The sequence below is a fragment of the Mesonia ostreae genome, assembly GCF_031845265.1.
GTDB lineage: Bacteria > Bacteroidota > Bacteroidia > Flavobacteriales > Flavobacteriaceae > Mesonia > Mesonia ostreae.
In genome coordinates this window covers 40,387-56,485 of the sequence record NZ_JAVRBG010000003.1, presented here as the reverse complement: position 1 = coordinate 56,485, position 16,099 = coordinate 40,387, and the positions used below count along the sequence as shown (strand labels likewise).

The window sequence follows — 16,099 nt, the reverse complement described above, 5'->3', positions numbered from 1 at the left end:
GAGAACTTTTATATGGAAAATAATTATAAAATGGTGGCGAAAACTCTTTACGGATTTGAGCCTATATTAGCAAAAGAGTTAAAAAACTTAGGTGCAATAGATGTAAAGGAAGGCGTGAGAAACGTTAGTTTCATTGGAGATAAAGGCTTTATGTACAAGGCCAACTTGGGTTTGCGCACCGCGATTAAAATCTTAAAACCTATTCAAACTTTTAGAATTGATTCTGAAGAAGATCTCTACAAAAAGATTTACGCCATGGATTGGCCAGCGTACTTAGAGAATAAAGGTACTTTAGCGATTGATGCTACCGTGCATTCTTCTCGTTTTACGCACAGTAAGTTTATCGCGTTAAAAACCAAAGATGCCATTGTAGATTTATTTAGGAATACCACTGGTTTTAGACCTAGTGTTGACTTAGATTTTCCAGATTTGCGTATTAACGTGCATATTGAAGATACCTTTTGTACCATTTCGTTAGATAGTTCTGGGCAATCTTTACACAAAAGAGGATATAAAACCGCTACTAATATTGCTCCTATCAATGAAGTTTTGGCAGCAGGAATGTTATTGATGAGTGGCTGGGATGGGTTATCAGATTTTATGGATCCCATGTGTGGAAGTGGAACCATTTTAATAGAAGCGGCAATGATTGCGTGTAACATACCACCTAATTTGAATAAAAAAGAGTTTGGTTTTGAAAAATGGAAAGATTGGGATGTAGATTTATTTGAAAAAATAGAAGCTTCTCTACTGAATAAAATTCGGGGATTTGACCATAAAATTATTGGCTATGATAAAGCACCGTCTGCCATTCATAAAGCTTTAGACAATATAGAAAATGCTAACTTAACGGAATTCATACAAGTAGAACAACAAGATTTCTTCCAAACCGAAAAAAATACCGAAGGGCATTTACATATGGTTTTTAATCCGCCTTACGGGGAGCGATTAGAATTATTGAATCTAGAAGAGTTTTATAAAGATATTGGTAATACGTTGAAGCGAAATTATCCAGGCACCCAAGCTTGGTTTATCGTATCTAATCTAGAAGCAATTAAAAATGTAGGTTTACGACCTTCTAGAAAAATTAAGATGTTTAACGGAAAGTTAGAATCTCGTTTCTTAAAATATGAGATTTATGAGGGAACAAAGAAGGTGCATAAAATGAAATAAAGAATGTATTCGTAAAATTTTATAGGGAAGTGGAAGGCTAAGGTTTTCCACTTTTTTTATGAAGTGAACTCAAACGATTTTTTCTAATTTAACAAAACTAGCTATATAGAAGAAAGTAATTTTAATCTTTTGATATTTTCTGCATTTTAGTCTTCTTAACCACAGGAATCAAATAAGATAAAGAATAACCCCAACCTACACCAATAGAGCTTTCGCCGTAGGTTCTATGAAAGCCAGGGATGTAGAGATTGTCATAATTATCTGGTTTTTTATCGCTAATCATTACTTTTAATTGTACGTGTACACTTAAAAATATATTATTTAAAACTTCGGTTTTTAATCCAGCTTGTACTTCTCCCCAGCTTGCGTTTAAAGATTTAAATTCTTGGTTGGTTTCTCTAATGTCTACAGGAAAGTAAGTGTCGTTAGAGTAGATGGCAAATTTATTTAAGGTTTGAGAAAAACTGGCAAAACCGTAACGTACGCCTACAAAGATCTCATTTTGCATATCGAGCCAATTTTTATACGCATTATAATTAGCACCAATTTTTATGTAAGAACCATTGGCAGTTCCATCAAGGTAAGGTTCGGTGTAATGCTTTTCTTCGATGCCTATTTCCGCGGCAGCGTAAAAATCTTCATATACACGGTAATCGCCTATGATTTCAAAGCCTTTATAGCTCTCATCAATAATACTGGTGATGGCCTTACTAAGGTCGGCGCCCACGCGTATTCCAAACTTTTCTTTTATCGCAATAGAATCTTGGGTAGCTAAATTTTGAGCTTGTAAAGAGCCCAAAGCAAAACCTAGAAAACTAATGATAAATATAGAGGTGCGTGTCAAATTCATTGGTGATATCATTAGGTTGTAGTACTTCTATATTTTTTACCCAATTGGTGTTGCCAACCTCATTTACTCTGCTCGCTTCAAAAGCTAAGAATTGAGTTTTATACCCACAAGCGCGTCCTACGTATTCTGCCACCTTGGCATAATTAAACTGAAGTTGATCTTCGTTAGGAAGTGGATCATTTGCTTCAATTTCAGCATCGGGATCTAAGGGGGTATTTATGGTAAAAGTGTAATTGGTGAAATTTTCTGTGGTTCTTAACGGAATTTTAATCAGCGTATCTGAAACAGGAGTCTCGAAATAATCTTCCATCGTATTCTCCTCTTTCACTTGTAAATTAGTAACCGCTTTAGTGTTTAAAGGATTTTCATTATCTAGAAATTTAATTACTAAATGCGGAGTAGTGGGAGTTGTTTCTGCACAAATATCGTCTTTTTGACATCCCGATAGGAGCAGAAAACTCATAAATAATAAAAAAAGTGTATTTTTTATCATGATCTTAGTTCTAGGCAAACTACATTTTCTACGTGATGTGTTTGTGGAAACATATCTACCGCTTGGGTTTTGGTCACTTTGTAGTGCTCATCTAATAAAGACAAATCTCTCGCTTGTGTAGCCGAATTACAACTTACATATACAATGCGTTTAGGTAAAATATTAATAATTTGAGCCACTACATCTTTATGCATTCCATCTCGTGGAGGATCGGTGATAATAACATCTGGATGACCGTGAGTGTTGATAAAATCTTGGGTAAAGACCTTCTTCATATCGCCAACAAAAAACTCGGTGTTGGTGATGTTATTAGATTCGGCGTTTTTCTTAGCATCTTCAATCGCTTCGGGTACGGCTTCTACACCAATCACTTTTTTGGCTTTTTTAGCTACAAATTGAGCGATGGTTCCCGTTCCTGTATATAAATCGTAGACCAATTCATCTCCGCTTAAATCGGCAAAGTCTCTAGTGATTTTATACAATTCATAGGCTTGCGCGGAATTGGTTTGGTAGAAAGATTTAGCATTGATTTTAAACTTTAAACCTTCCATCTCTTCAAAAATATGGTCTCTTCCTTTAAAGCAAACCACTTCTTGATCGTAGATGGTATCGTTTCCTTTTTCATTAACCACATAGAGTAAGGAGGTTACCTCTGGAAATTTTCTTGCTATAAAATTAAGTAATAGTTCTCGTTTGGCTTTATCTTCATAAAAAAACTGTACCAAGACCATAATTTCTCCAGTAGAGGAAGTTCTAATCATTAGTGTACGCAAAAGGCCTTCTTGTTTTCTTGCGTTAAAAAACGGAATATTTTCTACCGTAGCAAAATCTCTAATTTCATTTCTTAAAGCATTGCTAGGATCTTCTTGTAAATGACATTTCATGATGTCTAAAATCTTATCCCACATACCAGGAATGTGAAACCCGAGTGCATTTTTATCTGCAATATTGATATCGCTTTTAATCTCGTCTAGCGTCAACCAACGGCTATCACTAAAGGAGAATTCCATTTTATTTCGGTAAAAATAAATTTCTTTGCTTCCTAAAATGGGAGTGATTTCTGGAAGTTCTATTTTTCCTAAACGTATTAAGTTATTCTCTACTTCTTTCTGTTTAAAATAAAGCTGAGAATCATATTCCATATTTTGCCATTTGCAGCCTCCGCAAGTGCCAAAGTGTTGACAAACAGGTTCTGTTCTTCTGTCTGAAAAGGTATGAAAATGAGTAGCGCTACCTTTGTAATAGGACTTTCTTTTTTGTGTGGTTTGTATATCTGCGACATCGCCTGGTACTGCATTGTCTATAAATACGACTCTCCCATCTGGAGCTTTCGCTATTGCTTTTCCTTTAGCCCCAGCATCAATAACATCTAATGCTTCAAAGGATATTTTGTTCTTTTTTCTTCTTGCCATAGCGCAAAAATAAGAAGAATTTATGAAGTTGAAGTTGACAAAAGTGCTAAACATTTAGTATTTTGCCAACTTGCATAAAATGGGTGATTTCTCCCCATTAAGAAGGAATCGAAGAAGTTAAAATTGAAAAAAAAATTAGCATGTCAGTTGTAGAAATTAAATCATCCAAAGAAGCAATCGCTCTAGAAGATAAACATGGAGCTCATAATTACCATCCTTTACCAGTTGTATTAAAAAAAGGTGATGGTGTTTATGTTTGGGATGTAGAAGATAAAAAATATTATGATTTTCTTTCGGCTTACTCAGCTGTAAATCAAGGTCATTGTCACCCAAGAATTGTTGGAGCGATGACTAAACAGGCAGAAACTTTAACCTTAACCTCTCGAGCTTTTTACAATGACGTTTTAGGAAAGTATGAAAAATTTGCGACAGAGTATTTTGGTTTTGATAAGTTACTTCCAATGAATACTGGAGCAGAGGCAGTAGAAACGGCCATTAAGATTTGTAGAAAATGGGCGTATGAAAGAAAAGGAATTCCTGAAAATGAAGCACAAATCATTGTTGCTGAAAATAACTTTCACGGTCGTACAACAACCGTAATCTCTTTTAGTAATGACGAAGGAGCACGTAAAAACTTTGGTCCTTATACACCAGGATTTTTAAAAGTAGCTTATGATGATCTTGATGCATTGGAGAAAACATTAAATAGTAATAAAAATATCGCAGGTTTTTTAGTTGAACCTATTCAAGGAGAAGCAGGAGTTTTTGTTCCTTCTGAAGGTTACTTGAAGAAAGCGAAAGCATTGTGTGAAAAGCATAATGTACTTTTTATAGCTGATGAAATCCAAACTGGTATTGCTAGGACAGGAAAACTATTGGCTGTAGATCACGAAAACGTAAAACCAGATATTGTAACGCTTGGAAAAGCTATTTCTGGCGGAGTTTATCCTGTGTCTGCTGTATTGGCAAATAATGAAGTAATGGATGTGATTCAACCAGGACAGCACGGTTCTACTTTTGGAGGAAACCCTGTTGCTTGTGAAGTTGCTATTGCAGCTTTAGAAGTAATTAAGGACGAAAACCTAGCAGACAACGCCGAGAAAATGGGGCAGTTATTTAGAGATGAAATGAATGCATTCATTGACTCCTCTAACGTAGTTAACCTTGTAAGAGGAAAAGGACTCTTAAATGCTATCGTAATTAACGATACAGAAGATAGCTCCACTGCTTGGGATATTTGTATGGCATTAAAAGAAAATGGATTGTTGGCAAAACCAACCCATGGAAACATTATTCGTTTCGCACCGCCATTAGTAATTACAAAAGATCAATTGATGGATTGTGTTTCTATTATCACCAAAACACTTAAAACGTTTGAAGATAAAATCTAAGTGATTTATCTTTAGGTATAAATACAAAAAAACTCCGAAACTTTCGTTTCGGAGTTTTTTATTTGGTGTCAAAAGAAACTGCTTATTGAGCAGCTTCCATTTGTTGCCTTTGAATTTCTTCTGCCCAGTTCTCAATTCCTTCTATACTTCCGAAGAAAAGAAGAGCTCCAAGAGAGGTAAGAAGTATTAATCCAGATAAGACTAAACTTATAATAGCTAGAATTCTTGCTGTTTTTACCTGACTGTAGTTGTCATAGTTTTCTGGTTGCAGTGAATACGTTTTACGGTCTTTATTAGCCAATATCAAAGCGATAATAGCAAGTATTACGCCGCCTAGGCCAGAACTTATGCAACATGCAATGTACGAGATAATTGCTAAAATGAGCGCTAATGTTGCATTTGGTAATTTTTGATTCATAATAAGTTGGTTTAAATTAGTTTTTAAATATAGAAAAATTAATGAAAGATTTTAATTCCGTAACTAATTAAAACGAAAAAAACAGAAATAAAAGCTACATAAGAAACTGTTTTACTATACCATTTGATAGGTTTTAGGTAATTGATGAAGATTAATAACCCAAATATAAGTAATGGATAAATGGCGGGATACATCAAGAAAGCACCTGTAAAATCTGCTTGCAATACCATGAGAAAAGCTCTTTGACCTCCGCAGCCAGGGCAGGGGAAGTGAAAGAGCTGTTTGGTAATACAAGGAAGCATATATTCTTCCATAGTGATGATTTATCTACCTTTAAAAATACTTATTTTCTTAGTGGTTGAAATATTATCTTTAGTTGTAATTCTTACTACATAAACTCCTTGAGCAAATTTGGAAGTAGGATATGTATACTGAGATTGTGTATTTAAATTCATACTTGATAAAATTCTCTTACCAGTCATATCAAAAACTTCAATAGAATTTAAGTCTATTTGCAAAGGATTTGAGATAGATAATTGTGCATTGGTATTGTTTTGAAAAACATCAAAGCTAGAAGCAATCTCTTCAGAAACTTCTAAATCTTCATTTGTGTTTTTAAACGTAAGCTCAAATCTATCAGAATAATCACCAGCAGGTAATGAAATATAAAAATAAGTATCTTTTACAGAATGGTATTCTTCCGTTTGCTTATCGTAGATATAAACATTTTCTGTATCAAAATTCTCAAAATTGTTAATTCTAAAAGACAAATCTCTTTGAGAAGAAAGGTTTAAATAAAGTGGTAGTCTGTCTTCGATATCAAAAGGTCTAGTATCAATAATGTAACTATCGCCTTGGTGTAAAAAACCAGCATCAGATGAAATGCCATCAAGATTAATAGCATCCATAGCGGGTTCTATAGCGGGAGAAGCATTATCGTTAAAAGCTAAAGCAAGTTGTCTTGTATATAAATCATCAAAAGCGATATTTAATCTTAATTTAGGTAATACATTATTACTAATCACTAAATTTTCATTTATAGCTAAATAACTTTCGCTAGTAGGTCTGTCAAAGTAAGATTGGTTTGCAACTCCTTCTTTTACAAACACCCTATGTCTATTACTAAAACTAACTGATAATATTTCTGCCCCAGTCATAGCAGGTGCCTTTACAAAGAAACCTTGTGCAATAGGTAAAAATCGTCTGTATTGAGTGTCTCCTTCAGCTTGTTGGTTTCCACTATTTACGATCTCCCCATTATCATTATATCTAAAAAAGGTAGGAGGGACATATGTTCCCATACCACTACAATCGTTATTAGGTGAATAAGCTCCATAACCACCGTTATACTCGTTGAGGTTGTGTGAATCTACTGTTTTATCCATGTCCCAAAAATAGGCAATTCCTGAAGTGGAATTCTTTTTAATAATAGGAATTCCTGAGACATTACAAGCAGTGGTTAAAGTACCAGAACCAGAGTTTTCTAAAAGAAAATAATTAAGATCTAGGGCAGATGGATAAGGATTCCCTACTAATGCAATGTCGTTTGGAGCCAATAGGGTTGGCGTTACGGATCCATTATGAGGGCGACCTCTAAAATCATAGCGCTGTGCACTACCGGGGTTATTTTGAACTCCATGTACGGTTGTTGGATCTGTTCCGCTAGTTCCTTTCATGGTAAAGCCTTCTCCTGCATTAATAGTTCGCTCAAATTGCACTTGTGTCCAATTGGCATAGTCATTTATATCAATGACATATGTATTAATCCATTTTTTAGCAATTTTAAAAGGAGATGCAGTCCCGTCGTCTCCATTGTAATTCATATCCGTAATAGAAGTACTTATTAATCTATCCTGAGGAACTTTTAAAGAACCTGCACCAAAAGCAGCATTACCAGGTTGTGCTACGGGTATTCCTACAGGGGATGACCAATAGTTATATTCAAAATTATCTGAGGTGCCTTCTTGAAAGACAGACATAACCCCATTACCTGTATTATTAGAAGTAGCATCTGTTGCTTGTATAAGTTGAGCTTCATTTCTTAAGTACAGACTAGCTTTTAGAGTATCATTATTTTTAATTAGATTAGTCTGCTGCTTTACAAAGAGCACCGTTCCATCTACATATACATAATTATCACTGTCTTGTGTATTTGTGGGTTTAACCGTTAATTGAGCAAAGGTGGTTGCTGCTATAAAGAAGCAAAAGAAAGTAGAAATATATTTCATAGTCATGTATTTGGACAAAAATAGTGTTTTAATGTTAATTATTGAAAAAAAAATGAGATAAAAATTATATCTTTAGCTCTTTTTTTATTAGTATTTATCGTTTATGTCAAAGTCTAATTTTCAACGTTTTAGTTATTTCTGTATCCTAATAGGGGGAGTGATGTTAATCTATACGATGAGCCAAGAAGAAGAAATATTGGCTTTAAAAATCTTAGGCATTGTATTTTTGATGTTGGGACTGTATGGTTTAAATACGGGAATAAAATCTAAAGGGACTAAAGAGGAAGAGCATGATTAAAATAGGAGATTACGTAGAAGTATTAGACGAAGCTATTGCTGGATATGTGCAAAATATAGAAGATAATCAAATCTACATGGAAACGGAAGATGGCTTTGTGATGCGTTTCGATGTCTCGGAAGTGGTAAAAACGAATACCGATGAGATTTCCGTTAAGGAAGAAGACATCAAAAATGCTTTAAAAGAAAAATACGTAAAGAAAAAACCCAAAGGCGTTAGAAAAAAACGAGAAAAAGGTATTCCTGCTATAGAAATAGATTTACATATTGAAAAATTGACCGACAGAAGACATCTAGATAATTTTGATATGCTAAATATTCAAATGGATACCGCTCGGCATAGATTGGAACACGCTATAAAAAATCGGATTCAAAAACTCGTATTTATTCATGGCATAGGGGAAGGCGTCTTAAAAGCCGAATTAAACACACTCTTTGGGAGATACGATCAAATCAATTATTACGAAGCCGATCCAAAAAAATATGGATACGGCGCTACAGAAGTTTTTATAACTCAAGGTTAAACTTTATTCTATCTCTGGCTCTACAACGACTGTTTTAGTAGTTTGTAACCTTCCTAAAATTAAGGTTTCTAGCGTAATTACTTCAGCGCTACTCGTGTTCTTTAAAGAAATATTTTCTGCAATAACCAAGGTAGTAAAGCTTCGTGATAACTCATTTGCTTTAAATTGATTCACTTCTAAAGAGCCTATATCCAAAAGATCCAAATAATTAGCAATTCCATTTTGATTGGTGTCATCATCAGAAGGGTTTAAATCAAAATCAGGATTTTCTGGCGTCACATTATCGGCGGCATTAAGGTCTTCATTTCTAGTTAAAATTTCGTCACCGTCATCATCGTCATCCAAATAATTAGGAATCCCATCTTCATCTGTATCAGGATAGGTGTTTTCAAACATAGGTTGGTTAGAAAGATTGTTTTCTACCTGCGTTAACACATTATCGTTATCGTCATCTTTATCTAAATAATCTGGAATTCCATCGCCGTCGGTATCTCTTGGCGGAGTTTCATATCGTCCTTCCAAAGTATCACTTACGCCATCTGAATCGCTATCGGCATTTTCATCGCCAGATAAATTTACGGTGGTAATAATTTTTACGTTACCGCCATTGGTAGAAATATATTCTTCTTGCACATTACTTTGGGTAGGCGGGATGGTGTTACAAAAATAGTTTGCGCTTATAGGTCCACTTAAGCTTCGGTAAATAATTTGATTCGTTTCATTTATAGGATACGTAAGTGTGTTTTCTAAAGCGATACCTTCAAAACTTCCCGTAAAAGTGCCATCGTTAAATTTGAAGAAAATAGTTTCGTTGGGGTCTGTTTCAATAGCAAAAATGACTGTTTCTGTTTCCGTAGAGCAAAACTGCAGATTCGTTTCTTCGTCAAAATCAAAATTAGTAACTATAAGGTCGCCATCATCACAAGAAGAAAATAAGCCAACCAACACGATACCCAACCAAAATACTTTTTTCATAACTCTCAATTTCGCACAAAAATAATCTAATCATCAAATTAGCCCTAAGATTATAAAGAATAATTTAAAATGACTAGTTTTGCAAAACAATTTGAAGACCCATTTTTATGAAAAAAGTATATTTAGATAGTGCCGCTACCACCCAGATGAGACCAGAGGTGATTGAAAAGATGACCGAAGTGATGAAAGAGAGTTTTGGTAATCCTTCCTCTACACACGCTTTTGGACGATCGGCAAAATCATATATTGAAAATGCACGTAAAACGGTGGCAAAACATTTAAATGTTACTGCGGCCGAAATTATTTTTACTTCTGGCGGGACAGAGGCAGATAATCTAGCCTTAAACAGTGCCGTAAGAGATTTGGGAGTAAAGAGAATTATCACTTCAAAAATAGAACACCACGCGGTATTATACACCGTAAATCAGCTACAAAGATGTTATGACATTGTCGTAGAATATGTAGATTTAAAAGAATGCGGAAGTATAGATTTGGAGCATCTAACCTCTCTTTTAAAACAAAGTAAAGATAAGACTTTGGTGAGTTTAATGCACGTGAATAATGAAGTAGGGAATATTCTAGACTTGCAAAAAGTAGGAGATTTATGTCACGAGCACGATGCGTTATTTCATAGCGATACCGTACAGTCTATTGGACATTTTGAGATGGACTTACAAAATTTGCCTGTAGATTTTACCGCAGTAAGCGCTCATAAATTTCATGGTCCAAAAGGAGTCGGCTTTGCTTATGTGAAGAAAAACAGCGGACTTAAGCCTTTAATCTTTGGAGGAGAGCAGGAGCGTGGTTACCGTGCAGGAACTGAAAGTGTACATAATATTGTAGGTCTTGCCGAAGCTTTAGATATCTCATATAAAAATTTAAGTGCAGAAAAGCCTTATACTGAAGACCTGAAAACATATTTTATGGAGCAACTGGAAAAGGAAATTCCGGGTGTAAAATTTAATGGCGGTTGCTCTAATATGGTAGATAGCACCTATACACTGGTGAATGTTTGCTTGCCTGTTTCTAATGACAAAGCGGCAATGTTATTGTTTCAATTAGATCTAAACGGGATTGCTTGCTCTAAAGGAAGTGCTTGCCAAAGTGGTAGCGATAAAGGATCTCACGTTTTAAACGCTATTTTATCTAAAGAAGATTTAGACAAACCTTCCGTTAGGTTCTCTTTTTCTAGCTTCAATACGAAAGAAGAATTAGATTATGTGGTGGGTGTATTAAAACAATTTGTAACCAAGTAAATCTCATTTTTTTAGATATATATTTTTTCCTTTGCGGATATGATTCCATGTATACTTAAAATTTTTCTGTTCTATTAGAAATAGAGGAGTAGATGTGTTTTTTATGTTGCTTACTAGCTGGTTTACTTATACTCAAATTTTTACCTTAACTATTACGGGCTTGAAACGTGACTTTCATTTTGAGACTTTGCTATCACAGCAATACCGTTTATAATAAATCTCGAACTCCAAAATACTATCGAAAACGTAAGTAAAGGATAAACCTTACTTAAAATTCTCATAAACGAAGGCTTTTCTTTGGTTCTACTTATGTTTATACTTATATTCCGAGCATTCGGTCAAAAATTTATTAATAGTGCAATTTTGCTATACAAACGTTTGTTGTTAATAGCAAGGCTTCTATTTTTCTACCGAATTCCTTAATATTTTAAAAGAATTATCAATTAATGCCCTTTTTAGAGGCAATTAAATTTTTACGGATATATGACTATGAACACAAAGAATAAGCGCGTAGCTATTATTGGCGCTGGCCCTAGTGGGTTGGCACAACTTAGAGCATTTGAAGCGTTGGAAAAGCAAGGTATAGAATCTCCAGAAATTGTTTGTTTTGAGAAACAAAGCGATTGGGGCGGTATGTGGAATTACTCTTGGAGAACGGGAGTAGGAAAGTACGGGGAACCTGTTCATGGAAGTATGTATAAATATCTATGGTCTAACGGACCAAAAGAATGCTTAGAGTTTTCTGATTATTCATTTGACGAGCATTTTAAAAAGCCAATTTCCTCCTATCCGCCAAGACCCGTGTTATTTGATTATATACAAGGACGAATTAATAAAAGTAATGCGCGTGATTTTATTCGTTTTGATACCACTGCGCGCTGGGTAAGTTTTGACGAAGAATCCAAAAAATTTACTCTTATTCTTGATAACTTAAAAGAAGATAGAACTTATGAAGAAGAGTTTGATTATCTAATTGTAGCTTCAGGTCACTTCTCTACTCCCAATATGCCGTTTTTTGAAGGAATTGAAGATTTTCCAGGTGGAGTAATGCACGCCCACGACTTTAGAGGTGCAGATCAGTTTAAGAATCAAAAATTATTATTGATAGGAAGTAGTTATTCCGCAGAAGATATTGGAGTACAATGTTACAAACACGGTGCTAAATCAGTTACCTTAAGTTACCGAAGCAATCCGATTGGTGTAGAGTGGCCAGACGGTATCAAAGAAGTGCCTTTGTTAACCCATTTTGATGGAGCTACCGCACATTTTACCGATGGAACTTCAGAAGATTTTGATGCAGTGGTAATGTGCACAGGGTATCAACATAAATTTCCGTTTTTACCAGACGAGTTACGTCTAAAAACGAAGAATAACCTCTATCCAGATCATATGTACAAAGGGATATTCTTTAATGATCTTCCACAGCTAATGTATTTAGGTATGCAAGATCAATATTATACCTTTAATATGTTTGATACTCAGGCTTGGTTAGCAAGAGATTATGTGATGGGACGTTTTAAACTTCCGTCTAAGAAGAAACGTAGAGAAGATATTCGCAAATGGTTAGATCGCCATGACGCCATTAAAGATTCTTTAGATAGTGTAGACTTTCAAACTGATTATATTAAAGATTTAATTGCACTTTCAGACTATCCTGAGTTTAATCTTGATAAAGTGAGCGAAATGTTTAAGGAATGGTTGCGAGATAAGGAAGAAAATATCCTTACCTATAGAGATAAAACCTATACCAGTGTAGTTACTGGAACACAAGCAGAAGAACACCACACAGATTGGATGTTTGAGTTAGATGACAGTAAAGAACGTTATTTAGCTTTTGAAGAAGAAGTGGAAGAAACAGTACCTGGCGAGAAATAAGAAGTAACAAAATCAACCTCGACCGATTTTTAAATGGAAAGTATAAATACTTGAAATTTAGGAATCGGTTTTTTTTTATCATTCAGTGAATTTTGCATCTATTTTCTCTAGGTTCATATCTTTGGCATAAAAGATGCCTTCTACTAATTAAAACATCTTATGATTTACTATATCTCTTTATTATTCGTATTGCTATTTAATACACCCCTGCACTCCAATCCAGAATTGGATCTTGAAATTACTGGTATTAAGAAAGATGCTGGGTTTATAGAAGTTGGAATTTACAACAGCGAAGAATATTTCTTAGAAGAAGGTAAATCATTTAAGACCTATAAAATTCCTGTAAAGAATAAAAAAGCAAGTATTCGCATTTCTGATCTGCCTCAAGGTAATTATGCCATTACCCTTTATCACGATGAAAATGAAGACGGAAAATGCAATATGAATTTTTTGGGTATTCCAAAAGAGCCTTATGCTTTCTCCAATAATTTTAAACCAAAATTTTCTGCACCCTCGTTTGAAGATTGTGTATTTAATTTAAAAGAAAATTTAAGTTTGGATATTAAGCTTATCCATTAATAGGAATATAAAAGCCTGTTAATTCTTTAGTCTTTATTTTAAAATCTTTTTTTACGCAGTAGCTTTGTATCTTTAAATTTTACGAGAAATTACAGAAGCTTGCTATGCATAATCTATTCAAAAATAAATGGTTGTTACTCTTTATCATGGCCATTACTTGGGGGAGTTCTTTTATTTTAATAAAAAAATCGCTTACCGTATTTTCTCCTTATGAAATTGGTGCTTTTCGAGTAGGATTATCAGGAATTATTCTTTCTTTTATAGGAGTTCCTGCTTTGCTTAAAATGAAGGCAAGAGATGCGTTATGGATTACCGCAGCTGGTTTTTTTGGTAATTTTTTGCCCATGTTTTTATTTCCTATAGCGCAGACTAAAGTCAGCAGTTCTTTGGCGGGAATTATTAATAGTTTAGAGCCTATTTTTGTTTTGGTATTTGGTTTTATGTTATTTGGTATCAAAAGCAAGTTCACACAGGTTATTGGAGCCATTATTGGTTTTTTTGGAGCGGTAACCTTATTATATTTTTCTGAAATGAATACTGCAGAAACGCAGCTTGGATATACATTGCTTATGGTTTTGGCTTCCGCATCTTATGCGGTTTCTGCACTTATCATTAAGCTGAAATTGCAAGACGTAAAATCGATTCATGTTTCCAGTAGCGTATTTAGTATTTGGATGATTCCTTCTTTTTTTATTTTAATTTTCTCCGGATTTTTTAGCACACCTCTAACCGACCAATCTATTGAAGCTTTAGGCTATATGAGTATTTTAAGTATTTTTGGTACAGCTATAGGAATTGCATTATTCTATAAATTGATTCAAGATACCTCTGCGGTTTTTGCAAGTACGGTTTCATATTTATTGCCCATAGTAGCCGTAATTTGGGGTGTTTTAGACGGAGAAAAATTTAATTTTTGGTATGTAATTGGTGCCGTGCTTATATTAATTGGTATTTATTTAATTCGCGAAAAGAAAAAGAAACCACAAGTAACTCTCAGGTAATTTAAATCTTGTACATTTATTTGATACCAGTTGGTTACTCATGAGCTATATTCTCATCTTACAAATCATTTATGTGCTAATAACCATCTTGGTGGTTTTGCGTGTCATTTATGATACTAGAAACTTCTCTAAGACCTTAGCATATATTTTACTGGTAGTATTTGTACCCATTTTTGGAATTTTCTTTTATTTCTCCTTCGGAGTTAATTATAGAAAACGAAAAATATACAGTAAGAAAATTATTCAGGATGTAGCTTTGCTAAGACAAGTGGAGCAAAAATTATCACAATACCACAAAGGAGTTTTGCAAAGTGATTTAGTGGCTCCACAACACACTAATTTGATTAACTTTTTAGCAAAAGCTGGTCAGAGTACGCTAACCGCAAATAATCAAGTAGAGTTATTGGCCAATGGCGAACATAAGTTTCCCGTACTTTTAGAAGCTTTAGAAAAAGCCGAGCATCATATTCATATTCAATATTATATTTATGAAGATGATTTTACCGGACAGCAGGTGGCAGCCGTATTAAAAAGAAAAGCGCAAGAAGGAGTAGAAGTGCGCTTTATGTATGATGATTTTGGAAGTCACAGTTTAGGTAAAGCATTTAAACATGGTTTGGAAGAAGCAGGAGTTCAAATTGCTCCGTTTTACGAAATCATCTGGTATGCTTTTACCAATAGAATCAATTATAGAAATCATCGTAAAATAGTCATAATAGACGGCGAGACTTGCTTTGTAGGTGGAATCAATGTAAGTGATCGTTACCGGAATGATGAACACGCTAAAGATGGTTTGTTTTGGCGAGATACGCATTTAAAAATACAGGGTAGTGCTAGTTTTTTCTATCAATACTCATTTATAAGCGATTGGAATTTTTGCAGCGGAAAACCTATAAACAATCATCAATCTTATTTTCCTAGTCCGCAGTTAGATGTTACGTATCAAGAAGATATAGTGCAAATGGCTTCCTCTGGACCAGATTCTGATATACCCATCATTTATTTTGCACTCATTGAAGCGATTAGTGCAGCACAAAAATGTATTTACATTACTTCACCCTATTTTATTCCTGGAGATAGCATGATGGATGCTTTAATAATTGCAGCACAAAAAGGGATAGAAGTAAAAATTTTGGTACCAGGAAAATCTGACTCTAAAATGGTGAATCTTGCAGCCCGTTCTTATTATACAGACCTTTTAAAATTTGGTGTGGAGATTTATTTATACCAAAAAGGATTTGTACACGCAAAAACCTTATGTATCGATAATGATTTAGCCATAGTAGGTTCGGCCAATATGGATTACCGTAGCTTCGATTTAAATTTTGAGACCAACGCGATGGTTTATAGTAGGCGTTTAAACATAGAACTTAAAGCTCTATTTTATGAAGATATTGAAAATGCGAATCTTATCCACGCTAAAGAATGGTTAGAACGCTCAAAATTTACACATCTTATTGAAAAATGTTTTAGGTTGTTATCCCCGTTTTTATAATAGTAGTTGTAGCTTAGAGATTAGCTCTTTTCTGAAAAAATCACAAAGTCAAAAACTCCGTTTAGTTTAATGTCCAATGGAAAATTTTTCCATTAGCCTTTAAAAGCTTCACTTTCCAACTGATTTATTATG

The 16,099-nt window shown here is 34.4% G+C and carries 16 protein-coding genes; 9 read left to right on the top strand and 7 right to left on the bottom strand.

Features of this window, described 5'->3' with window-relative positions; genetic code table 11:
- Positions 1 to 12 precede the first annotated feature (12 nt).
- On the top strand, positions 13 to 1,173 hold the full coding sequence (locus RLT85_RS03825) for a THUMP domain-containing class I SAM-dependent RNA methyltransferase (RefSeq protein WP_311400927.1): 1,161 nt from the start codon (positions 13 to 15) through the stop codon (positions 1,171 to 1,173).
- A 121-nt stretch (positions 1,174 to 1,294) separates the two neighbouring features.
- Here RLT85_RS03825 and RLT85_RS03820 read toward each other — a convergent pair whose 3' ends face one another.
- Genes RLT85_RS03820 through rlmD form a run of 3 tightly spaced genes read right to left on the bottom strand, consistent with a single transcriptional unit; the run spans position 1,295 to position 3,928 of the window.
- The gene (locus RLT85_RS03820; RefSeq protein WP_311400707.1) at positions 1,295 to 2,023 is read right to left on the bottom strand and encodes a DUF6048 family protein; all 729 of its coding nucleotides are present in this window, start codon (positions 2,021 to 2,023) and stop codon (positions 1,295 to 1,297) included.
- Complete coding sequence (locus tag RLT85_RS03815) at positions 1,989 to 2,516, bottom strand: DUF6452 family protein (protein ID WP_311400706.1); 528 nt, start codon at positions 2,514 to 2,516, stop codon at positions 1,989 to 1,991. The genes RLT85_RS03820 and RLT85_RS03815 overlap by 35 nt, the downstream gene beginning before the upstream one ends.
- Positions 2,513 to 3,928, bottom strand: coding sequence for a 23S rRNA (uracil(1939)-C(5))-methyltransferase RlmD (gene rlmD / locus RLT85_RS03810; RefSeq protein ID WP_311400705.1), 1,416 nt, complete (start codon positions 3,926 to 3,928; stop codon positions 2,513 to 2,515). The genes RLT85_RS03815 and rlmD overlap by 4 nt, the downstream gene beginning before the upstream one ends.
- Before the next feature lie 140 nt (positions 3,929 to 4,068).
- Here rlmD and rocD point away from each other — a divergent pair, with 140 nt between their 5' ends.
- Positions 4,069 to 5,319: an ornithine--oxo-acid transaminase gene (gene rocD / locus RLT85_RS03805; RefSeq protein ID WP_311400704.1), complete on the top strand. Its 1,251-nt coding sequence runs from the start codon at positions 4,069 to 4,071 to the stop codon at positions 5,317 to 5,319.
- Positions 5,320 to 5,401: 82 nt separating this feature from the next.
- On the opposite strand, the gene RLT85_RS03800 is transcribed toward rocD, so the two are convergent.
- Genes RLT85_RS03800 through RLT85_RS03790 form a run of 3 tightly spaced genes read right to left on the bottom strand, consistent with a single transcriptional unit; the run spans position 5,402 to position 7,965 of the window.
- Positions 5,402 to 5,737 (bottom strand): CCC motif membrane protein, encoded by a 336-nt coding sequence (locus RLT85_RS03800; protein ID WP_311400703.1) that lies wholly within the window; start codon positions 5,735 to 5,737, stop codon positions 5,402 to 5,404.
- 38 nt (positions 5,738 to 5,775) lie between these two features.
- On the bottom strand, positions 5,776 to 6,051 hold the full coding sequence (locus RLT85_RS03795) for a DUF2752 domain-containing protein (protein ID WP_311400702.1): 276 nt from the start codon (positions 6,049 to 6,051) through the stop codon (positions 5,776 to 5,778).
- 9 nt (positions 6,052 to 6,060) lie between these two features.
- Positions 6,061 to 7,965, bottom strand: a complete 1,905-nt coding sequence (locus RLT85_RS03790) for a T9SS type A sorting domain-containing protein (protein ID WP_311400701.1) — start codon at positions 7,963 to 7,965, stop codon at positions 6,061 to 6,063.
- Between the two features lie 103 nt (positions 7,966 to 8,068).
- Here RLT85_RS03790 and RLT85_RS03785 point away from each other — a divergent pair, with 103 nt between their 5' ends.
- A complete protein-coding gene (locus tag RLT85_RS03785) occupies positions 8,069 to 8,263 on the top strand; it encodes a hypothetical protein (RefSeq protein ID WP_311400700.1) in 195 nt (64 codons plus the stop codon).
- Positions 8,256 to 8,786, top strand: coding sequence for a Smr/MutS family protein (locus RLT85_RS03780; RefSeq protein WP_311400699.1), 531 nt, complete (start codon positions 8,256 to 8,258; stop codon positions 8,784 to 8,786). The genes RLT85_RS03785 and RLT85_RS03780 overlap by 8 nt, the downstream gene beginning before the upstream one ends.
- Positions 8,787 to 8,789: 3 nt before the next feature.
- On the opposite strand, the gene RLT85_RS03775 is transcribed toward RLT85_RS03780, so the two are convergent.
- On the bottom strand, positions 8,790 to 9,761 hold the full coding sequence (locus RLT85_RS03775) for a hypothetical protein (RefSeq protein WP_311400698.1): 972 nt from the start codon (positions 9,759 to 9,761) through the stop codon (positions 8,790 to 8,792).
- 107 nt (positions 9,762 to 9,868) lie between these two features.
- Here RLT85_RS03775 and RLT85_RS03770 point away from each other — a divergent pair, with 107 nt between their 5' ends.
- The 5 genes from RLT85_RS03770 to cls all read left to right on the top strand — a co-directional run bounded on the left by RLT85_RS03770 (position 9,869) and on the right by cls (position 15,967).
- Complete coding sequence (locus RLT85_RS03770; protein WP_311400697.1) at positions 9,869 to 11,017, top strand: cysteine desulfurase family protein; 1,149 nt, start codon at positions 9,869 to 9,871, stop codon at positions 11,015 to 11,017.
- Between the two features lie 489 nt (positions 11,018 to 11,506).
- Positions 11,507 to 12,892 (top strand): trimethylamine monooxygenase, encoded by a 1,386-nt coding sequence (locus RLT85_RS03765; protein WP_311400696.1) that lies wholly within the window; start codon positions 11,507 to 11,509, stop codon positions 12,890 to 12,892.
- A gap of 159 nt (positions 12,893 to 13,051) precedes the next feature.
- On the top strand, positions 13,052 to 13,471 hold the full coding sequence (locus RLT85_RS03760) for a DUF2141 domain-containing protein (RefSeq protein WP_311400695.1): 420 nt from the start codon (positions 13,052 to 13,054) through the stop codon (positions 13,469 to 13,471).
- Positions 13,472 to 13,602: 131 nt separating this feature from the next.
- Positions 13,603 to 14,472: a DMT family transporter gene (locus tag RLT85_RS03755; protein WP_311400694.1), complete on the top strand. Its 870-nt coding sequence runs from the start codon at positions 13,603 to 13,605 to the stop codon at positions 14,470 to 14,472.
- Between the two features lie 40 nt (positions 14,473 to 14,512).
- The gene (gene cls / locus RLT85_RS03750) at positions 14,513 to 15,967 is read left to right on the top strand and encodes a cardiolipin synthase (protein WP_311400693.1); all 1,455 of its coding nucleotides are present in this window, start codon (positions 14,513 to 14,515) and stop codon (positions 15,965 to 15,967) included.
- Positions 15,968 to 16,099: the final 132 nt, after the last annotated feature.